Annotated in this window: 16 protein-coding genes; 12 read left to right on the top strand and 4 right to left on the bottom strand. The window is 68.1% G+C overall.

Annotated features, from left to right (window positions below; all coding sequences use genetic code 11):
- Positions 1-2 precede the first annotated feature (2 nt).
- Complete coding sequence (locus tag ACFWUU_RS14520; RefSeq protein WP_380175807.1) at positions 3-1,121, top strand: alkaline phosphatase family protein; 1,119 nt, start codon at positions 3-5, stop codon at positions 1,119-1,121.
- Here the strand turns inward: ACFWUU_RS14520 and ACFWUU_RS14515 are convergent.
- The gene (locus tag ACFWUU_RS14515; protein WP_137255310.1) at positions 1,118-2,779 is read right to left on the bottom strand and encodes a S8 family serine peptidase; all 1,662 of its coding nucleotides are present in this window, start codon (positions 2,777-2,779) and stop codon (positions 1,118-1,120) included. The two genes, ACFWUU_RS14520 and ACFWUU_RS14515, sit on opposite strands and share 4 nt — an antisense overlap.
- Before the next feature lie 80 nt (positions 2,780-2,859).
- Here ACFWUU_RS14515 and ACFWUU_RS14510 point away from each other — a divergent pair, with 80 nt between their 5' ends.
- Both ACFWUU_RS14510 and ACFWUU_RS14505 read left to right on the top strand, forming a co-directional pair.
- A complete protein-coding gene (locus ACFWUU_RS14510; protein ID WP_137255311.1) occupies positions 2,860-3,513 on the top strand; it encodes a thymidine kinase in 654 nt (217 codons plus the stop codon).
- On the top strand, positions 3,510-4,412 hold the full coding sequence (locus ACFWUU_RS14505) for a sulfurtransferase (protein WP_380175805.1): 903 nt from the start codon (positions 3,510-3,512) through the stop codon (positions 4,410-4,412). The genes ACFWUU_RS14510 and ACFWUU_RS14505 overlap by 4 nt, the downstream gene beginning before the upstream one ends.
- Here the strand turns inward: ACFWUU_RS14505 and ACFWUU_RS14500 are convergent.
- A complete protein-coding gene (locus tag ACFWUU_RS14500; protein ID WP_380175803.1) occupies positions 4,401-5,321 on the bottom strand; it encodes a zinc-binding dehydrogenase in 921 nt (306 codons plus the stop codon). The genes ACFWUU_RS14505 and ACFWUU_RS14500 overlap by 12 nt on opposite strands.
- 85 nt (positions 5,322-5,406) lie before the next feature.
- Between ACFWUU_RS14500 and ACFWUU_RS14495 the strand changes: the two genes are divergently transcribed.
- On the top strand, positions 5,407-5,805 hold the full coding sequence (locus tag ACFWUU_RS14495) for a MarR family winged helix-turn-helix transcriptional regulator (protein WP_137255314.1): 399 nt from the start codon (positions 5,407-5,409) through the stop codon (positions 5,803-5,805).
- Between the two features lie 63 nt (positions 5,806-5,868).
- The gene (locus ACFWUU_RS14490; protein ID WP_380175801.1) at positions 5,869-6,924 is read left to right on the top strand and encodes a DUF4185 domain-containing protein; all 1,056 of its coding nucleotides are present in this window, start codon (positions 5,869-5,871) and stop codon (positions 6,922-6,924) included.
- 8 nt (positions 6,925-6,932) lie between these two features.
- Here ACFWUU_RS14490 and ACFWUU_RS14485 read toward each other — a convergent pair whose 3' ends face one another.
- Complete coding sequence (locus ACFWUU_RS14485; RefSeq protein ID WP_380175799.1) at positions 6,933-7,304, bottom strand: VOC family protein; 372 nt, start codon at positions 7,302-7,304, stop codon at positions 6,933-6,935.
- Between the two features lie 185 nt (positions 7,305-7,489).
- Here ACFWUU_RS14485 and ACFWUU_RS14480 point away from each other — a divergent pair, with 185 nt between their 5' ends.
- Genes ACFWUU_RS14480 through ACFWUU_RS14450 form a run of 7 tightly spaced genes read left to right on the top strand, consistent with a single transcriptional unit; the run spans position 7,490 to position 14,682 of the window.
- Positions 7,490-8,881 carry an ABC transporter substrate-binding protein gene (locus ACFWUU_RS14480; protein ID WP_233714788.1) on the top strand — a complete coding sequence of 464 codons (1,392 nt, stop codon included), beginning with the start codon at positions 7,490-7,492 and terminating at the stop codon, positions 8,879-8,881.
- A 4-nt stretch (positions 8,882-8,885) separates the two neighbouring features.
- Entirely contained in the window at positions 8,886-9,800 is a 915-nt protein-coding gene (locus tag ACFWUU_RS14475) for a carbohydrate ABC transporter permease (protein WP_137255315.1), read from the top strand.
- Positions 9,797-10,681, top strand: a complete 885-nt coding sequence (locus tag ACFWUU_RS14470; protein WP_137255316.1) for a carbohydrate ABC transporter permease — start codon at positions 9,797-9,799, stop codon at positions 10,679-10,681. Before ACFWUU_RS14475 ends, ACFWUU_RS14470 begins: the two co-directional genes overlap by 4 nt.
- Before the next feature lie 7 nt (positions 10,682-10,688).
- Complete coding sequence (locus ACFWUU_RS14465) at positions 10,689-11,564, top strand: NAD-dependent epimerase/dehydratase family protein (RefSeq protein ID WP_380175797.1); 876 nt, start codon at positions 10,689-10,691, stop codon at positions 11,562-11,564.
- Positions 11,565-12,818: an enolase C-terminal domain-like protein gene (locus tag ACFWUU_RS14460; protein ID WP_137255317.1), complete on the top strand. Its 1,254-nt coding sequence runs from the start codon at positions 11,565-11,567 to the stop codon at positions 12,816-12,818.
- 56 nt (positions 12,819-12,874) lie between these two features.
- Positions 12,875-14,128 (top strand): ROK family transcriptional regulator, encoded by a 1,254-nt coding sequence (locus tag ACFWUU_RS14455; RefSeq protein ID WP_380175795.1) that lies wholly within the window; start codon positions 12,875-12,877, stop codon positions 14,126-14,128.
- Positions 14,125-14,682, top strand: a complete 558-nt coding sequence (locus ACFWUU_RS14450) for a GNAT family N-acetyltransferase (RefSeq protein ID WP_380175793.1) — start codon at positions 14,125-14,127, stop codon at positions 14,680-14,682. The genes ACFWUU_RS14455 and ACFWUU_RS14450 overlap by 4 nt, the downstream gene beginning before the upstream one ends.
- Positions 14,683-14,707: 25 nt before the next feature.
- Here ACFWUU_RS14450 and ACFWUU_RS14445 read toward each other — a convergent pair whose 3' ends face one another.
- A complete protein-coding gene (locus tag ACFWUU_RS14445; protein WP_380175791.1) occupies positions 14,708-15,796 on the bottom strand; it encodes a Gfo/Idh/MocA family protein in 1,089 nt (362 codons plus the stop codon).
- Positions 15,797-15,802: the final 6 nt, after the last annotated feature.

The following is a 15,802-nucleotide window of genomic DNA, read 5'->3' as shown; positions in this document are numbered from 1 at the left end:
CCGTGATCGTCCCGGTTTCCCCGCAGTACGGCGGCGGATCGCTCGCCGACGTACTGCCGTCGGTGGCCGGTGCGCTGTCGGTGCCGGGGGAGACGAACGTCCTCGGCCTGCCCGACGCACCGCGGTACGCCGTACTGCTGCTCGACGGCCTCGGGTGGAACCTGCTCCAGCGGTACGCCGAGGCCGCGCCGTACCTGTCGTCGCTGGCCGGCCGTAGCCTCACGGCCGGGGTGCCGTCGACGACCGCGGTGAGCCTGACCAGCCTCGGCACCGGGTTGCCGCCCGGCGCGCACGGGATCGTCGGCTATACCTCGATCGTCCCGGAGACCGGCGACCTGCTGAACGCGCTGGCCTGGGACGCCCCGGTCGACCCACGGCGCTGGCAGCCGCACGGCACGGTCTTCGATCGAGTAGCCGCCGCTGGTGTCGCGACTCGCAACGTGAGCAAGGCGCGCTTCGACTCGTCGGGGCTGACGGCCGCTGCGTTCCGGGGGAGTGCACACCGCGGCGCGGACACCGTCGAGGACCGGTTGGACGCGACCCGGTTCGCGAGCCGGGAGGGGACGTCGTCGCTGGTCTACGTGTACGACTCCCAGCTCGACTACATCGGCCACCAGCAGGGCTGCGACTCGTGGCAATGGCAGAAGGAGCTGGCTGCGGCCGACGACTTCGCCTTGCAGGTCCGCTCCGCGTTGCCACGTGACGCTGTACTGCTCGTCGTCGCCGACCACGGCATGATCGACATCGCGCCCGAGCAGCGCGTGGACATCGACCTCGAGCCGGCGCTGACCGACGGCGTACGCGTCGTCGGTGGTGAGTCCCGCTTCCGCCACCTGTACTGCGTTCCGGGCGCCGAGCTCGACGTGCTCGCGACCTACAGCGAACGGCTGGGCGACAAGGCGCTCGTGCTCTCGCGGGCGGATGCGATCGCCCGCGGGTGGTTCGGCCCGGTCGAAGATCGGGTTGCCCCGCGCCTCGGCGATGTCATCGTCGCGTCGTTGGGTCCGGTAGCGCTCGTCGCATCGCGTCGGCACGCCCAAGAGGCGAACCTGATCGGCCTGCACGGCTCGCTGACCGCCGACGAGATGGAGATCCCGCTCCTCGTCGACGCCGGGAGCTAGAAGCTCCAGACGTCCCAATAGAAGGTGGTCCGCGCGGTCTTGGCGTCGCCGTCGCGGGCGACGACGGTCACCTTGTAGCGGCCCGAGCCGGGAGTGAGTACGCCGGTGATCCAGCCGCGTTCGGTGTCGATGGACAGGCCGGGCGGAAGGCCGGCGGCCGAGTAGCTGATATCGCCCGAGCCGCCGGTGCCCTTCATCAGCAGCGGGACCGCGGGGATGCCGCCAACACCGATCTGCTCGGCGGGTTCGGTGATCGCGAGCGCGCCCTGTGGTTGTGCGCTCGCGGCGCCGACCGCCTCGGCGGCGTCGACGAGACCCTCGCCGTAGAAGGAGTTGTTGGCTGATGGACCGACGCATTCACCGGTCGCGCCGGGCGGGCAGGCGACGTCGTTGGCCTGCTGGGCAAGTCTGGCTCGCACCTCGGCGACGGACATCTTCGGATTGATGCTGCGCAGGAGGGCCGCGACACCGGCCACATGCGGCGACGCCATCGACGTACCCTCGAGGATCTTGTACCCGCCACCCGGCACGGTGGAGTACACGTCCTCGCCCGGCGCGGCCAGGTTGATCTTGTTCACCCCGTAGTTCGAGAACTGGGACTTGAGGCCGGTCGGGTCGACCGCCGCGACCACGATCACGCTCGGCAGCTCGGTCGGCAGGCTGAGGCAGTCGTTCGTGACGGTGCGGGGCGCGGGCGTGGAGTCGTCCGGGCTCGAGTCGTCACCGCTCTTGTTCGCCAGGTCGGTGTCCTCGTTGCCGGCCGCGGCGACGTTCACCACGCCCTTGCTGTCGGAGTACGCGACGGCCCGCCGGACCGCCTCGGCGATCGCGTCCTGGTCCTGGTCCGACGGACACAGGTAGAGCCACGGGTCGACGTAGTAGCTGTTGTTCGTCACCGAGACGCCCTTGTCGGCGGCGAACATGAACGCGCAGACCGTGTCCTCCGGGAAGAACAGCTCCTTGCCGGCCTCGGCAACCCGGATCGACGACACCTTCACCCCGGGCGCGACACCGACCATTCCGACGCCGTTCTTCGCAGCGGCGATCGTCCCGGCGACGTGCGTGCCGTGCTCGCCGACCGGTCGCCACGCGCCCGGCCGGGTATCGACCTTGCCGTACGCACAGGACGCCGACTTCGACGCGTCGAAGTTCGCCTTCAGATCCGGGTGCTGGTCGTCCACGCCGGTGTCGAGTACGGCGACAGTCACGCTCTTCGAGCCCTGGTTCTTCTGCCAGGCCCGGTCGGCGCCGATCTGGGTCATGTCCGAGCGATCCGTCTCCGGAGCGGCCGTCGCGGTCTCGGGGACCGCGGACGGGATCGCCGGGTTCCCGACATCGGCCGGGAGGTCCGTCGTACGGGTCGCTCCAGCTTTCTGGACACCGTCGACGCCGCGCATCTTGGTGGCGAAATCGGGAGCGGTCGAATGCGCCACGATCACGCCGATGGCGTCGTACGTTGCATAGACCGTGCCGCCGTTCTGGGTGACGGCTCCGGTGACCTTTCCGGTCTGGTTCGGCTGGGTGATCACGAAGTACGCACGGAGTCCTGCTTCGGCCCGGACCGGCGCCGCACCGGCCGGCAGGGTGGCGGTGGCGACCGTCAGACAGGTCGCGAGAAGGAGAAGCAGAGCTTTGCGCACGATCCATTCAAACCGCATGGAGGCTCAGAACCAAAGCCGCCCCGGATGACACACCCCGGCGTGCGGTGCGGGCCACTGACTTGGCAGGATGATCGCCCGTGGCTGAGCTCCTCTATTTCACCGGGACCATGGACTGCGGGAAGTCGACGCTGGCCCTCCAGATGGATCACAACCACAAGGCGCGAGGACGGCTCGGCCGGATCTTCACCAGCCACGACCGCGCGGGGGAGTCGGTGCTCTCGTCCCGGCTCGGACTCTCCGCGGACGCGGTCGAGGTACGGCCGGACTTCGACTTCTGGGACTACGTCGTCAACGAGCTCACCCAGGGCGGCCGGATCGACTACGCGGTGTGCGACGAGGCGCAGTTCTACAGCCCGCTGCAGATCGAGCAGCTGGCCCGGCTCGTCGACGAACTGCAGATCGACGTGTTCTGCTTCGGGATCCTCACCGACTTCCGGGCCACGTTGTTCCCGGGGTCCGCGCGGCTGGTCGAGCTTGCCGACCGGATGGAGCTGCTGCAGGTCGAGGCGTTGTGCTGGTGCGGTGAACGGGCCACGCACAACGCCCGTACGATCGGTGGGGAGATGGTGACCGAGGGCGAGCAGTTGGTGGTGGGTGACATGGTGACGCGGGATCTCGAGCCCGCGTACGAGGTCCTTTGCCGCCGGCATCACCGTCGCCGACTGACCCAGGCCCGCGCCCGGGCCACCCTGTCACCGGAAGTCCTGCCGTTCGGAGGAGCCGCTTCATGAGCCCGTTGATCACCGTTGACGTACTGCGCGCGCTGTCGCCCGTGCTCGTGGACGTGACGTGGAACCTGGCAGGTCCGCCCGGCAAGGAGGCGTACGACGCGGGTCACCTGCCCGGCGCGTACTTCGTAGACCTCGACACCGAGCTCGCCGGCCCGCCCGGCCCCGGCCGCCATCCGTTGCCCGACGCAACCACCGTCACCGCGACGTTCCACCGGCTCGGCATCACGTCGGCCGACACCCCGGTCGTCGTGTACGACGCGGCCAACTCGATGTCTGCTGCGCGCGCGTGGTGGATCTTCCGCTACTTCGGGCTGACCAACGTCCGCGTCCTCGACGGCGGCCTGGCCGCGTGGAAGGCCGCCGGGGGAGAGGTAACCACCGAAGCCCCCACCGAAGCCCCCACCGAAGCCCCCACCGAGGCCGCCGGCGCCGCGACCAGCGACGCGACCGGTGGCACGACCGGCGACAGCGCGACCGGCGGGGCCACCGCGTTTGCGGCCACGCCCGGCCATCTGCCCGTCCTCGACGCCGAGGGCGCGGCCGAGGTCGCCGCGAAGGGCATCCTGCTGGACGCCCGCGCTCCCGAACGCTTCGCCGGCGACGTAGAACCCATGGACCCGGTAGCCGGCCACATCCCCGGCGCCACCAACGCCCCGACGACCGCGAACGTCGACGGGTCCGGCCGCTTCCTCCCCGCCGCCGACCTCCGCACCCGCTTCGAGAACCTGGGCGTCGCACCGGACGGCGACACCGCCGTCTACTGCGGCTCCGGCGTGACCGCCACCCACGAAGCCCTCGCACTGGAAACAGCCGGCCTCCCAGCAACCGTCTACATCGGCAGCTGGTCCGACTGGATCACCGACCCCACCCGCCCGGTAGCTACGGGATCAGGGGACTAGCACGACGCGTTCGCCGGGGGCGGCCGGCTCGGCCCACGCCTTGCCGACCTCTGCCAGTGGGACCGGCCGCGCGTTCACCGCCAGCTCGCCTGACGTGATCAGCGCAGCCAACTCGGGCAGCTCGGCGAGGATGTCGCGGCCGGAGACCGAGCCCTGGCCGCTGCCTATGATCGTCAGCGCGGCCGCCCGCAGCAGGTACGAGGGCAGCGTCAGCTCGCGCGCGGCCATCGAGCCGATCTGGATCCAGGTCAGCGGACGCGCCCGGTCGGAGCGCGCGTGCAGGATCGCGGACATCGCCTGCCCCGTCGGCTCACCCCACAGATAATCGAGCACCACGTCGACGTCTGCAGCGACCGCGCCCACAGCATCGAGGCCGACCGTTTCATCTGCGCCCAGACTCGTGAGCAGCTTCAGCCGCTCAGGATCACGCCCCGCGCCGACCACCTTCGACGCGCCGAGGTGCTTGGCGATCTGTACCGCGAGCTGTCCCGCGTTCCCGGTCGCGCCGAGGACCAACACCGATCCGCCGTGGAAGTTCGCCCGCCGCCGGAGCGCGATCCACGACGACATCGCCGGATTCATCCCGGCCGCGACCGCCACCGGATCCGTGCCCTCAGACAGTACGACGGCTCGCCGGCGATCGACGGCCGCCCGCTCCGCCATCGTTCCGATCGCGTTGTCTTCGGCAACGAAGTACAACAACTCACCCTCGGCCGACCGGGCGACTCCGTCGATACCGGGGACCATCGGCAGGGAGCCTTCGGACGTGTAGTGCGTCCCGTTCGCCGCCGACCGGACCCGCGGATGCAGGCCCGCGGCAACGACCTCCACGACCTCGGAGCCGGTCGGCTCCGGGATTACGTCGTACGTCGGGGGTTCGTCGAACGACCGGACCACGGCTGCGTACATCAGGCACCTCACCAAGTAGTTTGTCTCGCGTACTACTGTGCGACGATAGTTTGTGCCACGTACCACGTCAACTAGACTCCGGGGCATGAACACCGTGGACGCCCTCGTGCAGCTGTCGTTCCAGGTCCAGCGCATCCTGGCCGCGGTCGGCGCCGAGCATGACCTGTCGATCATCCAGATCCGGCTGCTCGGGATCCTCCGCGACCGGCAGCCCGGCATGCTCGAGCTCGGCCAGCATCTCGGCCTCGACAAGTCCTCGATCACCGGCCTGGTCTCGCGTGCGGAGAAACGCGGCCTGGTCCGGCGGACGCCGTCGCCGCACGACGGTCGCGGCGTACTCGTCGCCCTCACTCCGGCCGGCCGGCGTCTCGCCGAGGACGGGGAAATGCAGATCACCCGCCGCATCACGGAACTGACCAAGGCCTTGAACGCGACCCAGCGGAAGCAGTTCACCCAGCTGGCGTCGGTGTTGGTCAACCCTTGACATAGACGCGCAGCTGCAGGAGAGTCAGAAATCGATTTCCCGCCCGCCCCTGGGAGGCATTCGATGATGAAGCGATCCACGTTCCTGCGCGGCGCGCTCGGCGCCGGCCTACTCGCCGCCGTACCGTCCAGAGCTCTCGCCGGCACCCAAGCTGTGCTGACGAACAAGGTGGCCGACCTGACCGGCCCGGGTCTGACCGAACGGTTCCGGATGGCGGCAACCGACCTCGGAATTCCAGCGCGTACGCCGGACGGGCGGCTGCTGTTCATGTTCGGGGACACGTTCGAGCAGCCGGCTGTCGGCGGGGGATGGTGGCGGTCGCCGGTCGCGTTGTGGTCGACGACGACGGATCTGAACAGCGGCGTGAAGTGGTCGGGCGCGGTCGGGGGAGACGCGGCGCAGCAGTTGTGGGACTACCCGCACGACAACCCGACGTTCTCGACCGTGCTGCCGTCGGACGTGATCACGATCGGCGGGTCGATGTACCTGCACGCGATGGTGAACAAGGGCCTCGGCAACGTCGTGTGGACGGAGATCTGGCGGTCGGACAACTCCGGCGCGAGCTGGTACCACACCGGCGCGAAGTTCGACCCGAACATCGACGGCGGGCTGTTCCAGTTGCTGACGTGGGGGCTTGGGAACGACGGGTACGTGTACGTCTACTCGACCGGTTTCCAGCGCGACAAGCCGATCATCCTCAAGCGCGTCCGCTCCGACCAGATCGCGAACCCGGCGGCGTACGAGCCGTGGGGCTACCGCGACGGGGTTTGGGCGTGGGGCAACCCGGCGACGCCGATCCTGACCGGGAGCTTCGGCGAGATGAGCCTGCGCCCGCTGGGCGGCAAATGGGTCCTGACCTGGTTCAACGCGGGCGACTACCGCATCGACGGCATCATCATGGATACGCCGACGTCGAACCTGTACACGGCGTACCGCCAGACCCTCATCTACGGCGGCAACTGGGGCTCCGAGGACGACAACCACGTCGCCCAGCTGTACGGCGGCTACGTCATCCCCGGATCCACCCTGTCCGACCTGCACCTCTCAGTCAGCCAATGGAACACCGCCAACGGCTGGCCCTACCACGTCATGCAGTTCCGCATCCGCGGCTTCGGCTAAGTCTCAAGCTAAGCCGGCCCGGCGAGCCCGATCAGGTTGCCCTCCGGGTCGGTGAACTGCCCGACGACAAGCTTCCCGGGCACGCCGTCCGGCCCGAACACGCGCCGCCCACCGAGCGCCTCAGCCTGCTCCAGGGCTCGCCCCACATCGTCTACGCCGACATAGAACAACACCTTCGCCTGCAGCGACGACCCACCACCGACTCCTCCGTTCAGCCCGGCGACGGATGACTCCACAAACCCGTACTCGCCGGCCTCCGACACCTGCTCGGAGACGGTGTCGCCGACCGCATAGCTCCAGCCGAAGAGCTCCGCGTAGTACTCCCGCAGACGCGAGGGGGCGGTACCGATGATCTCGAAGTGCACGATCTGGTTCGACATGTGTTCCTCCTTCGTCCTGGGTACGTCGGAGCGTCCGGTCACGCTTCGACATGTTGCGCAAGCGTTATCGCATGGAGGGCTGTCAAGGTCTTGAGTTAGTAACACGCTTGGTTTAACTTACTCGGGACCTGGCCGGTGTGTGGCTCAGAGCACATCGGCGGCATCCGGAAACCTGAGGAGTTCCGATGACGAGAATGAGCAGGTGGGGCCGGTATGGGACTGCCCTGGGTGTGGCTGGGCTGATGCTCGCCGCCGGTTGCGCGAAGGGCACGACGCCGTCGTCGTCCGGCGGCGCGGGCGGCGACATCGACCAGAGCGCGCCGGTGACCATCACGATCGGCGACCGCCCGACCCCTGACAAGCCGAACGACCTCAAGGCGTTCAACCAGAAGATCAAAGACTTCACCGCGAAGAACCCGAACATCACGGTGAAGTCGACCGAGACCAGCTGGCAGGCGCAGACCTTCCAGGCGCAGGTGGCCGGCGGCACGCTGCCGACGGTGATGAACATCAGCTTCACCGAGCCGGCCAACATGATCCCGAACAAGCAACTGCCGGACATCACCGACGAGCTGAAGCTGGTCGACCTGACCAAGGACCTGAACCCGAACGTCCTGAAGATCGTCCAGGACGCGAACGGCCGGATCTACGGCGTACCGATCGACGTGTTCTCGGTCGGCATCGCCTACAACCGCAAGCTGTTCACGCAGGCCGGACTGGACCCGGACAAGCCGCCGACGACCTGGGACGAGGTCCGTCAGTACGCCAAGCAGATCCACGACAAGACGGGCAAGGCCGGGTACTCGCAGCTCACCACCAACAACACCGGTGGCTGGATGCTGACCACGATGACCTACAGCATGGGCGGCACGGTCGAGAGCGCGGACGGCAAGAAGAGCACGTTCAACGACGCGCCGACCAAGAAGGCGCTGCAGCTGCTGAAGGACATGCGCTGGACCGACAACTCGATGGGCAGCCGCTTCCTGTACAACCAGGAGGAGGTCCGCCAGGACTTCGCGGCCGGCAAGATCGGCATGGTCCTGCAGGCGCCGGACGCCTACGACATGAGCGTGAAGCAGTTCGGCATGAAGCCCGCCGACTTCGGTGAGGGCGCCCTGCCGCAGGACGGCGGCCCGTACGGCACGCTGACCGGCGGCTCGCTGAAGATGATCAGCCCGAAGGCGACCAAGAACGAGATCGTCGCAGCGCTGAAGTGGATCAAGTTCGACCAGTTCGACAAGTACACGACCGAGTCGGTCGCGGTCCAGGACGCGAAGAATTCGATCGCCGACAAGGGCTTCGTCGGCCGCCCGGGTATCAGCCCGCTGAGCCAGGCGACGTACGACCAGTTCAACAAGTGGCGTGAGCCGTACGTGAACGTCCCGGTCAAGCAGTTCCAGGGCTACATCGACTCGACCACGTCGCTGAAGCTGCTGCCCGAGCCGTCGAACAAGGGCCAGGAGGTCTACTCGCTGCTCGACCCGGTCGTCCAGCAGGTGCTGACCAAGAAGGACGCGGACATCGACAAGCTACTCAGCGACACCGCCTCGAAGATCGACGCACGCCTCGCGCGGTAGCCACATGTTCCAGCAAAGAACCCAGAAGTCGAGCCGGAGCGTTGCCACCTGGTACCGCTCCGGCGGGCTCAGCAGCATCTTCTTCGCGCTGCCCCTGGTCCTGATCTTCCTGTACTTCTCCTGGGGCCCGATCATCCGCGGACTGGTGCTCAGCTTCCAGAAGAACAACCTGGTCACGCCGGCCGAATGGGTCGGCTGGTCGAACTTCAGCTACGTGCTGACCGATCCGCAGCTCCCGCAGGCGGCGCTCAACACGCTGTACTTCGCCTTCCTGGCGCTGATCTTCGGCTTCCCCGTGCCGTTGTTCCTGGCCGTGTTCATCAGCGAGCTGCGCAAGACCGGCTGGCTGTACAACGTGCTCTCGTACCTGCCGGCGGTCGTACCGCCGGTGGCCGCGATCCTGTTGTGGACGTTCTTCTACGACCCGAGCGGTGCGGGCGTCTTCAACTCGATCCTCGGCTGGTTCGGGATCGGCCCGTTCGCCTGGCTGAACTCGCAGACCCTGGCGATGCCGGCCATCGTGCTGGAGGCGACCTGGGCCGGCGCGGGTGCCACCTCGATCATCTACCTGGCGGCGCTGACCGGCGTACGCACGGAGTTGTACGAGGCGGCCGAGCTGGACGGGGCGGGGATCTGGAGCCGGGTCTGGCACGTCACGCTGCCGCAGATCCGCGGAATCATCCTGATCATGATGCTGCTGCAGCTGATCGGGACGTTCCAGGTGTTCACCGAGCCGTTCCTGTTCACCGGCGGCGGGCCGAACAACGCCACGATGACGGTCCTGCTGCTGATCTACCGGTACGCGTTCGTCAACGGAGACTTCGGCGCCGCGACCGCGCTCAGCGTCCTGCTCGCCGGGGTCCTGTGCGCACTGTCGGTCGTCTACCACTTCGTCACTCGCCGCTGGAGTACGACATGAGCACAACGGAACGCGGAATCATCTCCACAGCCGACCGGCAGCGCGGTGTGATCCGCTACGGCCTGCCGGCGATCCAGGTGCTGATCTTCATCGCGGTCGCGGTCGCCGGTGTCGGGCCGCTGCTCTGGCTGCTCAAGTCCGGTGTCTCGACCAGCCAGGACATCCTGAGCGGCCCGATGCAGATGTGGCCGTCAGGGATCCAGCTGAAGAACATCCCCGACGCCTGGAACCGGGTCCAGATCGGCGCGTACCTCGGCAACACCGCGTTCATCGCGATCGGCTCGATGATCTCGACGCTGTTCGTGTGTACGACGGGTGCCTTCGTGCTCAGCATCCTGCGGCCGAAATGGGGCCCGATCATCACCGGCGCCGTACTCGCGACGCTGTTCCTGCCCGGTGTCATCTCGCTGGTCCCGCTCTACATGACGGTCCTGAAGATGCCGCTGCTCGGGATCAGCCTGCAGAACACGTTCTGGGCGGTCTGGCTGCCGTCGGCGGCCGGCGCGTTCAACGTGCTGGTGATGAAGCGGTACTTCGACTCGATCCCGCGCGAGCTGATCGAGGCCGCCCGGATCGACGGCGCGAGCAATCTGCGGCTGTTCACCGCGCTGATCCTGCCGCTGTCGAAGCCGATCGTCGGAGTCGTCGCACTGCTCACGGTGATCGGGTCCTGGAAGGACTACCTCTGGCCGCTGCTCGTACTGCCGGACCCGACACTGCAGCCGATCTCGGTCGCCCTCCCGCGGGTACAGAAGACCACGGAGATCTCGCTGCAGATGAGCGCCCTGTTCCTCGCGGTTCTGATACCTGTGGTGTTGTTCTTGTTGTTCCAGAAACAGTTCCTGCGCGGCGTGGGGATGGCGGGAGGAATCAAAGAGTGAGGCCAGAGTGAATGAACTGAACGGCCGGCGCGTGCTGGTCACGGGGGCCGCCGGCCGGATCGGGATGGTCACGGTCGAGCACCTGAACGCACTGGGTGCGAAGGTGACCGCCCTGTCGAACGTCGAGCACCCGGACCTGAAGGCGGACCGGGTGCTGATCGGCGACACCCGCTCGGAGACCGACGTGGCCCGTGCGCTGGAGGGCGCGGAGTACGTCGTCCACCTGGCGGCGCTCGCCCACCCGTCGGCCGGTACGCCGTACGACGTGTACTCGATCAACGTGGTGTCGACGTTCAACGTGCTCGCGCAGGCCGGTGCCCTCGGCATCGACCGGGCGGTGATCGCGAGCAGCATCAACGCGACCGGCGTTCCGTTCAACCCGCACGAGATCCGCCAGCCGTACTTCCCCTGGGACGAGAAGGCGCCGACCGATGTCGGCGACTGGTACTCGCTGTCCAAGCAGAACGACGAGAACACCGCGCGGATGGCCTGGCGCCGGTGGGGGATCGACGTGGTCTCCTTCCGGTTCCCGCATGTGAACTCACCGGACGTACTCGAGCGGATGGCGGAGAATGCTCGGGTGAAGCCCGCCGGCGGACTACGGGAGGCGTGGAGCTACCTCGACACCCGGGACTCGGCGTACGCCGTGGAGCTCGGGCTGACCGCGTCGTTGTCCGGGGCGCACACGTTCTTCGTCGCCGCGGACACCACCATCGCGCCGTACGAGACCGAGGACCTGCTCGACGCGTTCGCGCCGGAGGTGCCGCGGTCGCGGCGGTTCATCGGCCGCGAGGTGCCGCTCGACCTGACCGCCATCCGGACCGTGCTCGGCTTCCGGGCCAAGCACGAACTCGACCTACCGACTCTCCCTCTGGAGCTCTGAATGCCCTCGAACTTCGACCAACCGTGGCCCGTCCGCGACGACATCCGGATCCGCGAGGTGAAGGCGATCGTCACGGCGCCGCAAGGCATCCCGCTGGTGGTCGTGAAGATCGACACCACCGAACCCGGCCTGTACGGGCTGGGCTGCGCCACGTTCACCCAGCGGTGGAAGGCGGTGCAGACGTTCGTCGACGAGCACCTGGCCCGGCTGCTCGTCGGCCGCTACCCAGGTGACATCGGCGACCTGACCCGACTGGCCGGGTACTCCGGTTACTGGCGCGGCGGACCCGTCACCAACAACGCGATCTCCGGTATCGACCAGGCGCTGTGGGACATCGCCGGCAAGCGCGCCGGGATGCCGGTGTACGAGCTGCTCGGCGGCAAGGTCCGCGCCGCGGCCGACACGTACATCCACGCCAGCGGCAAGACGATCGAGGAAACGATCGACCACGCCCAGAAGCTGATCGCGCAGGGCTGGCGCCACATCCGGCTGCAGATGTCCACACCGGGCGGCGGCGGGTACGGCGCTCCGCGCGTGCCCACGCTGTACCCGGACTCGCCGTACCACAACGGCTGGTCGGCGCGGGACTACCTGCGGACGACGCCGGAGCTGTTCGCCGAGGCTCGGCACGCGCTGCCGGACAACATCGAGCTACTGCACGACGTCCACTCGCGGCTGACTCCGAAGGAAGCGGTGCTGCTGGCTCGTGCGCTGGAGCCGCACCGGTTGTTCTTCCTCGAGGACGTGCTGGCGCCGGAGCTGTGGGACCGGCTGCCCGAGGTGCGGGCGGCGTCGCCGGTGCCGCTGGCCGTCGGTGAGCTGACGACGTCGTTCGGCGACGCAGTCCGGCTGATCCGGGACGGCGGAGTCGACTTCATTCGATCGCATGTTTCGGACATCGGCGGTCTGACCCCGGCCCGCAAGCTGGCGGATCTGGCCGAGATCTCCGGCGTACGGACGGCCTGGCACGGGCCGGGTGACACCTCGCCGATCGGGGCCGCGGCGAACGTCGCGCTCGACGTGAGTTCGGTTGCCTTCGGCATCCAAGAGGGCCACATCTACGACGACGCCGTGCACGAGGTGTTCCCCGGGACGCTGCGGATCGAGGACGGCTGGCTGCGCCCGAACGAGGCGCCGGGCTGGGGTATCGACGTCGATCTGGAGGCGGCGGCTCGTTATCCCGCGCAACTGTCCGGGCACGACGAGTGGGCAGCCGGCGTACGACGCATCGACGGAGCGCTCGAAGCACCGTAAAGACGGACAGTGGGCAGTACGATCGCGGCTACTCGAGGTGAGACGGGGAGGTGGAGATGAACGACCTGACGGAGCTGCGCCAGGCAGGCGCGAACCAGTACGACCTGGGCTCGTTCAACGAGGCCGTGATCATCGAGACGATCCGGCTGGCCGGCATCATCAGCCGGACCGAGATCTCCCGCCGGACCGGTCTCACCCAGCAGTCGGTGTCGCGGATCCTGCGCATCCTCCTCCAGCAAGGTCTGCTGGTGGAGGAGGCGCAGGAGCGCGCCGAACGGCTTGGGAAGCCGCGCACCCCGGTGCGGATGCGGTCGAACGCGGCTCATGCGGTGGGTATCCACATCGACCCGGAGTTGCTGACCGTCGCGGTTGTGGACCTGGACGGGACGATCGTGCGGCGCGAGACGGTCGATCTCGCCGACGGTCTCGAGGCGGGCAAGTTGATCGACCTGACCGCGGCGACGGTGACCGCGGCGTTGAGCATCAGCCAGGTCGATCCCGCCTCGATGCTCGGCGTCGGCGTCGCCGTACCCGGGCCGATCGACACGGACGGATCGCTGCTCGCGCTACCGCTGCAGCCGGCCTGGCGTGGGCTGCAGATCCGGAAGCTGCTGCAGGGGCGGCTGAACCATCCGGTGCTCGTGGAGAAGGACGGTACGGCGGCCGCGATCGGCGAGCGCTGGATCGGGCGGTCGGCGCGGGCGCGGGACTTCGCGTACCTGTACCTCGGTACGGGCGTCGGCAGCGGGTTGATCCTGAACGGGTCGATCTACCGCGGTGGTTCGGCGAACGCGGGCGAGTTCGGGCAGATCGCGGCGCTGCGGATGGGGGAGTGGGACCCGGTGGACGGGCCGCGGATGGTGCCCGAGTGCAACCCGACGGCGTCGTTGCCGGTGATTGCTGCGGAGTTCGGGTACGTCGAGACCGATCCGGGTGCGACCGATGAGGCGAAGCGGTACAAGGCGGTGTGCAAGGCGGCCGCGGATGGTGATGCGGCCGCGGTGAAGGCGGTCACGCAGGTGGCGCGGGTGGTCGGGCAGGGCGCTGTTGGGTTGGTGGATCTGCTCGACATCGATCTCGTGGTGCTGGGCGGACCGGCGTACATGAAGGAGATCTCGGAGATCTTCCTGACCGAGATCGGGCGTGCGGTGAACGCGCATCCGGTGGCTCGGGAGACGCGGCCGGTTGCCGTCGAGGAGTCGATGTTGCAGACCGACGCGGCTGCGGTCGGGGCGGCGTCGACGATCTTCCATGATGCGTTCACCCCTCGCGTGTCGGGCTCCAGCCAGGCACGTAGGCTGCCGAAGTGACTGAGGCCCGCTCGCTGACTTCCGACGTACAACTCCGGATTGCCACTCTCGACGACGCTGCCGCGTTGGCGGATGCGTACACCCGGTCGTGGGACCATTTGTCGCCGTGGGAGCCGGCGCGACCGGAGAGCTGGTTCACGGTTGCCGGTCAGCGGGAGCGGCTGACGAGCACGCTCGAGCGCTACAAGAACGGGCACGTCGTGCCGTGGGTCCTGGTCGAGGCTGACCGCGTCATCGGCGCCTTCACGCTGCAGGACGTCGTCGCCGGCCCGTTCCGCAGCGCAAGCCTCGGCTACTGGCTGGCCGGGGACGTTACTGGTCGCGGCCTCGCCACACTCGCTGTCGAGGCAGTCGCCGAGCTAGCCGACACCCACTACAAACTCCACCGAATCGAAGCCAGCACCCTCAAACACAACCTCGCCTCCCAACGCGTCCTCCAACGCGCCGGCTTCGAACAAATCGGCTTCGCCCCCACCTACCTCTACATCGCCGGCACCTGGCAAGACTGCAACCTCTACCAACGAACCCTCAACAACCGCGAGCCCGGCGCCTAGTCGCGACGCCGGGCTCGTCCTGGTCTCAGTTGGGTGGGAGGCCGATTCCTCGGGAGACGTCTACGTCGTCGTACTTGCCTTCGAGGACGTCTTCGAATTTTACGGGGCGTTGGAGGGTGGAGGCTATGTAGACCGCCCTCACCAGGGCCAGGGCGTTGATGCCGTCCTGGACGGTGATGGCGGGTGGGTTGCCTGCGGCGATTGCCGTCAGGATGTTGTCGTACTGCGCCTTGTGCTCACCCGGCTCGCCCACGTCGACCGAAGCCTCGTCCTTCGAGCCGTCGACGTTCAGCCGGCTCAGGCGATCATCTTCCACCTCAGCACCACCCTCGGTGCCGTGGACCGACACCCGCGTCCGCCCACCCGGGTACGCCGCGGTCGTCGCGTGCAGCGTGCCGACCGCGCCGTTCTCGAACGTGATCGTCGCGACCACCGTGTCCTCGACCTCGATCGCGTGGTGTGCCGCCCGCAGCGCCTGCGCCTGGATGTTGACCGGGCGGCCCATGAACCACAGCATCAGGTCGGCGGTGTGCACGCCCTGGTTCATCAGCGCGCCACCGCCGTCCTGCGCCCACGTCCCGCGCCAGCCGGCCGACGCGTAGTACTCGTCGCTCCGCCACCAGGCGACCGTCGCGACGCAGGACGTCAGCTGCCCGAACCGCCCGGCGTCGATCGCCTCCTTGATCACCGCGCTGCCGGCGTCGAACCGATGCTGACTGATCACCGACAGCTGCACACCCTGCCCAGCGGCTCGGGCAGCCGCCGCACCGAGGCGACGCGCCCGCCCGAGGTCGACGTCGATCGGCTTCTCGACGACAACGTGCTTCCGTTCCTTCAGCGCCTCCTCGGCCAGCTCCGCGTGCGTACCGCTCGGCGTACAGACCGCGACGAGCGAGATGTCCGACCCACTCAGCGCCGCGGTCAGGTCGTCGTACTGCTTCGGCTCCGGCTGACCGGCCGCGGTCAGCTGTGCCAGCACTGCCTCCCGGGCGGCGGCGTCCGGGTCGACAAGCGCGGTGACGATCGCGTCCGGCCGTTCCGCGATGGTCGCCGCGTGGCGCTTGCCGATGATGCCGCAGCCCACGATCGCGACTTGCTGCTGTGTGTCAGCCATCTCGCT

It is taken from the genome of Kribbella sp. NPDC058693, from assembly GCF_042715335.1.
Taxonomy (GTDB): Bacteria; Actinomycetota; Actinomycetes; order Propionibacteriales; family Kribbellaceae; genus Kribbella; species Kribbella jiaozuonensis.
The sequence above is the reverse complement of the archived record's forward strand: the minus strand, read 5'-3'. Positions and strand labels throughout refer to the sequence as shown.

Coding starts and splice junctions, on each gene's coding strand:
- ACFWUU_RS14480 (WP_233714788.1), top strand. CDS start 7,490: ATGACGAGAATGAGCAGGTGGGGCCGGTATGGGACTGCCCTGGGTGTG.
- ACFWUU_RS14455 (WP_380175795.1), top strand. CDS start 12,875: ATGAACGACCTGACGGAGCTGCGCCAGGCAGGCGCGAACCAGTACGAC.
- ACFWUU_RS14470 (WP_137255316.1), top strand. CDS start 9,797: ATGAGCACAACGGAACGCGGAATCATCTCCACAGCCGACCGGCAGCGC.
- ACFWUU_RS14495 (WP_137255314.1), top strand. CDS start 5,407: ATGAACACCGTGGACGCCCTCGTGCAGCTGTCGTTCCAGGTCCAGCGC.
- ACFWUU_RS14490 (WP_380175801.1), top strand. CDS start 5,869: ATGATGAAGCGATCCACGTTCCTGCGCGGCGCGCTCGGCGCCGGCCTA.
- ACFWUU_RS14500 (WP_380175803.1), bottom strand. CDS start 5,321: ATGTACGCAGCCGTGGTCCGGTCGTTCGACGAACCCCCGACGTACGAC.
- ACFWUU_RS14445 (WP_380175791.1), bottom strand. CDS start 15,796: ATGGCTGACACACAGCAGCAAGTCGCGATCGTGGGCTGCGGCATCATC.
- ACFWUU_RS14460 (WP_137255317.1), top strand. CDS start 11,565: ATGCCCTCGAACTTCGACCAACCGTGGCCCGTCCGCGACGACATCCGG.
- ACFWUU_RS14475 (WP_137255315.1), top strand. CDS start 8,886: ATGTTCCAGCAAAGAACCCAGAAGTCGAGCCGGAGCGTTGCCACCTGG.
- ACFWUU_RS14485 (WP_380175799.1), bottom strand. CDS start 7,304: ATGTCGAACCAGATCGTGCACTTCGAGATCATCGGTACCGCCCCCTCG.
- ACFWUU_RS14505 (WP_380175805.1), top strand. CDS start 3,510: ATGAGCCCGTTGATCACCGTTGACGTACTGCGCGCGCTGTCGCCCGTG.
- ACFWUU_RS14515 (WP_137255310.1), bottom strand. CDS start 2,779: ATGCGGTTTGAATGGATCGTGCGCAAAGCTCTGCTTCTCCTTCTCGCG.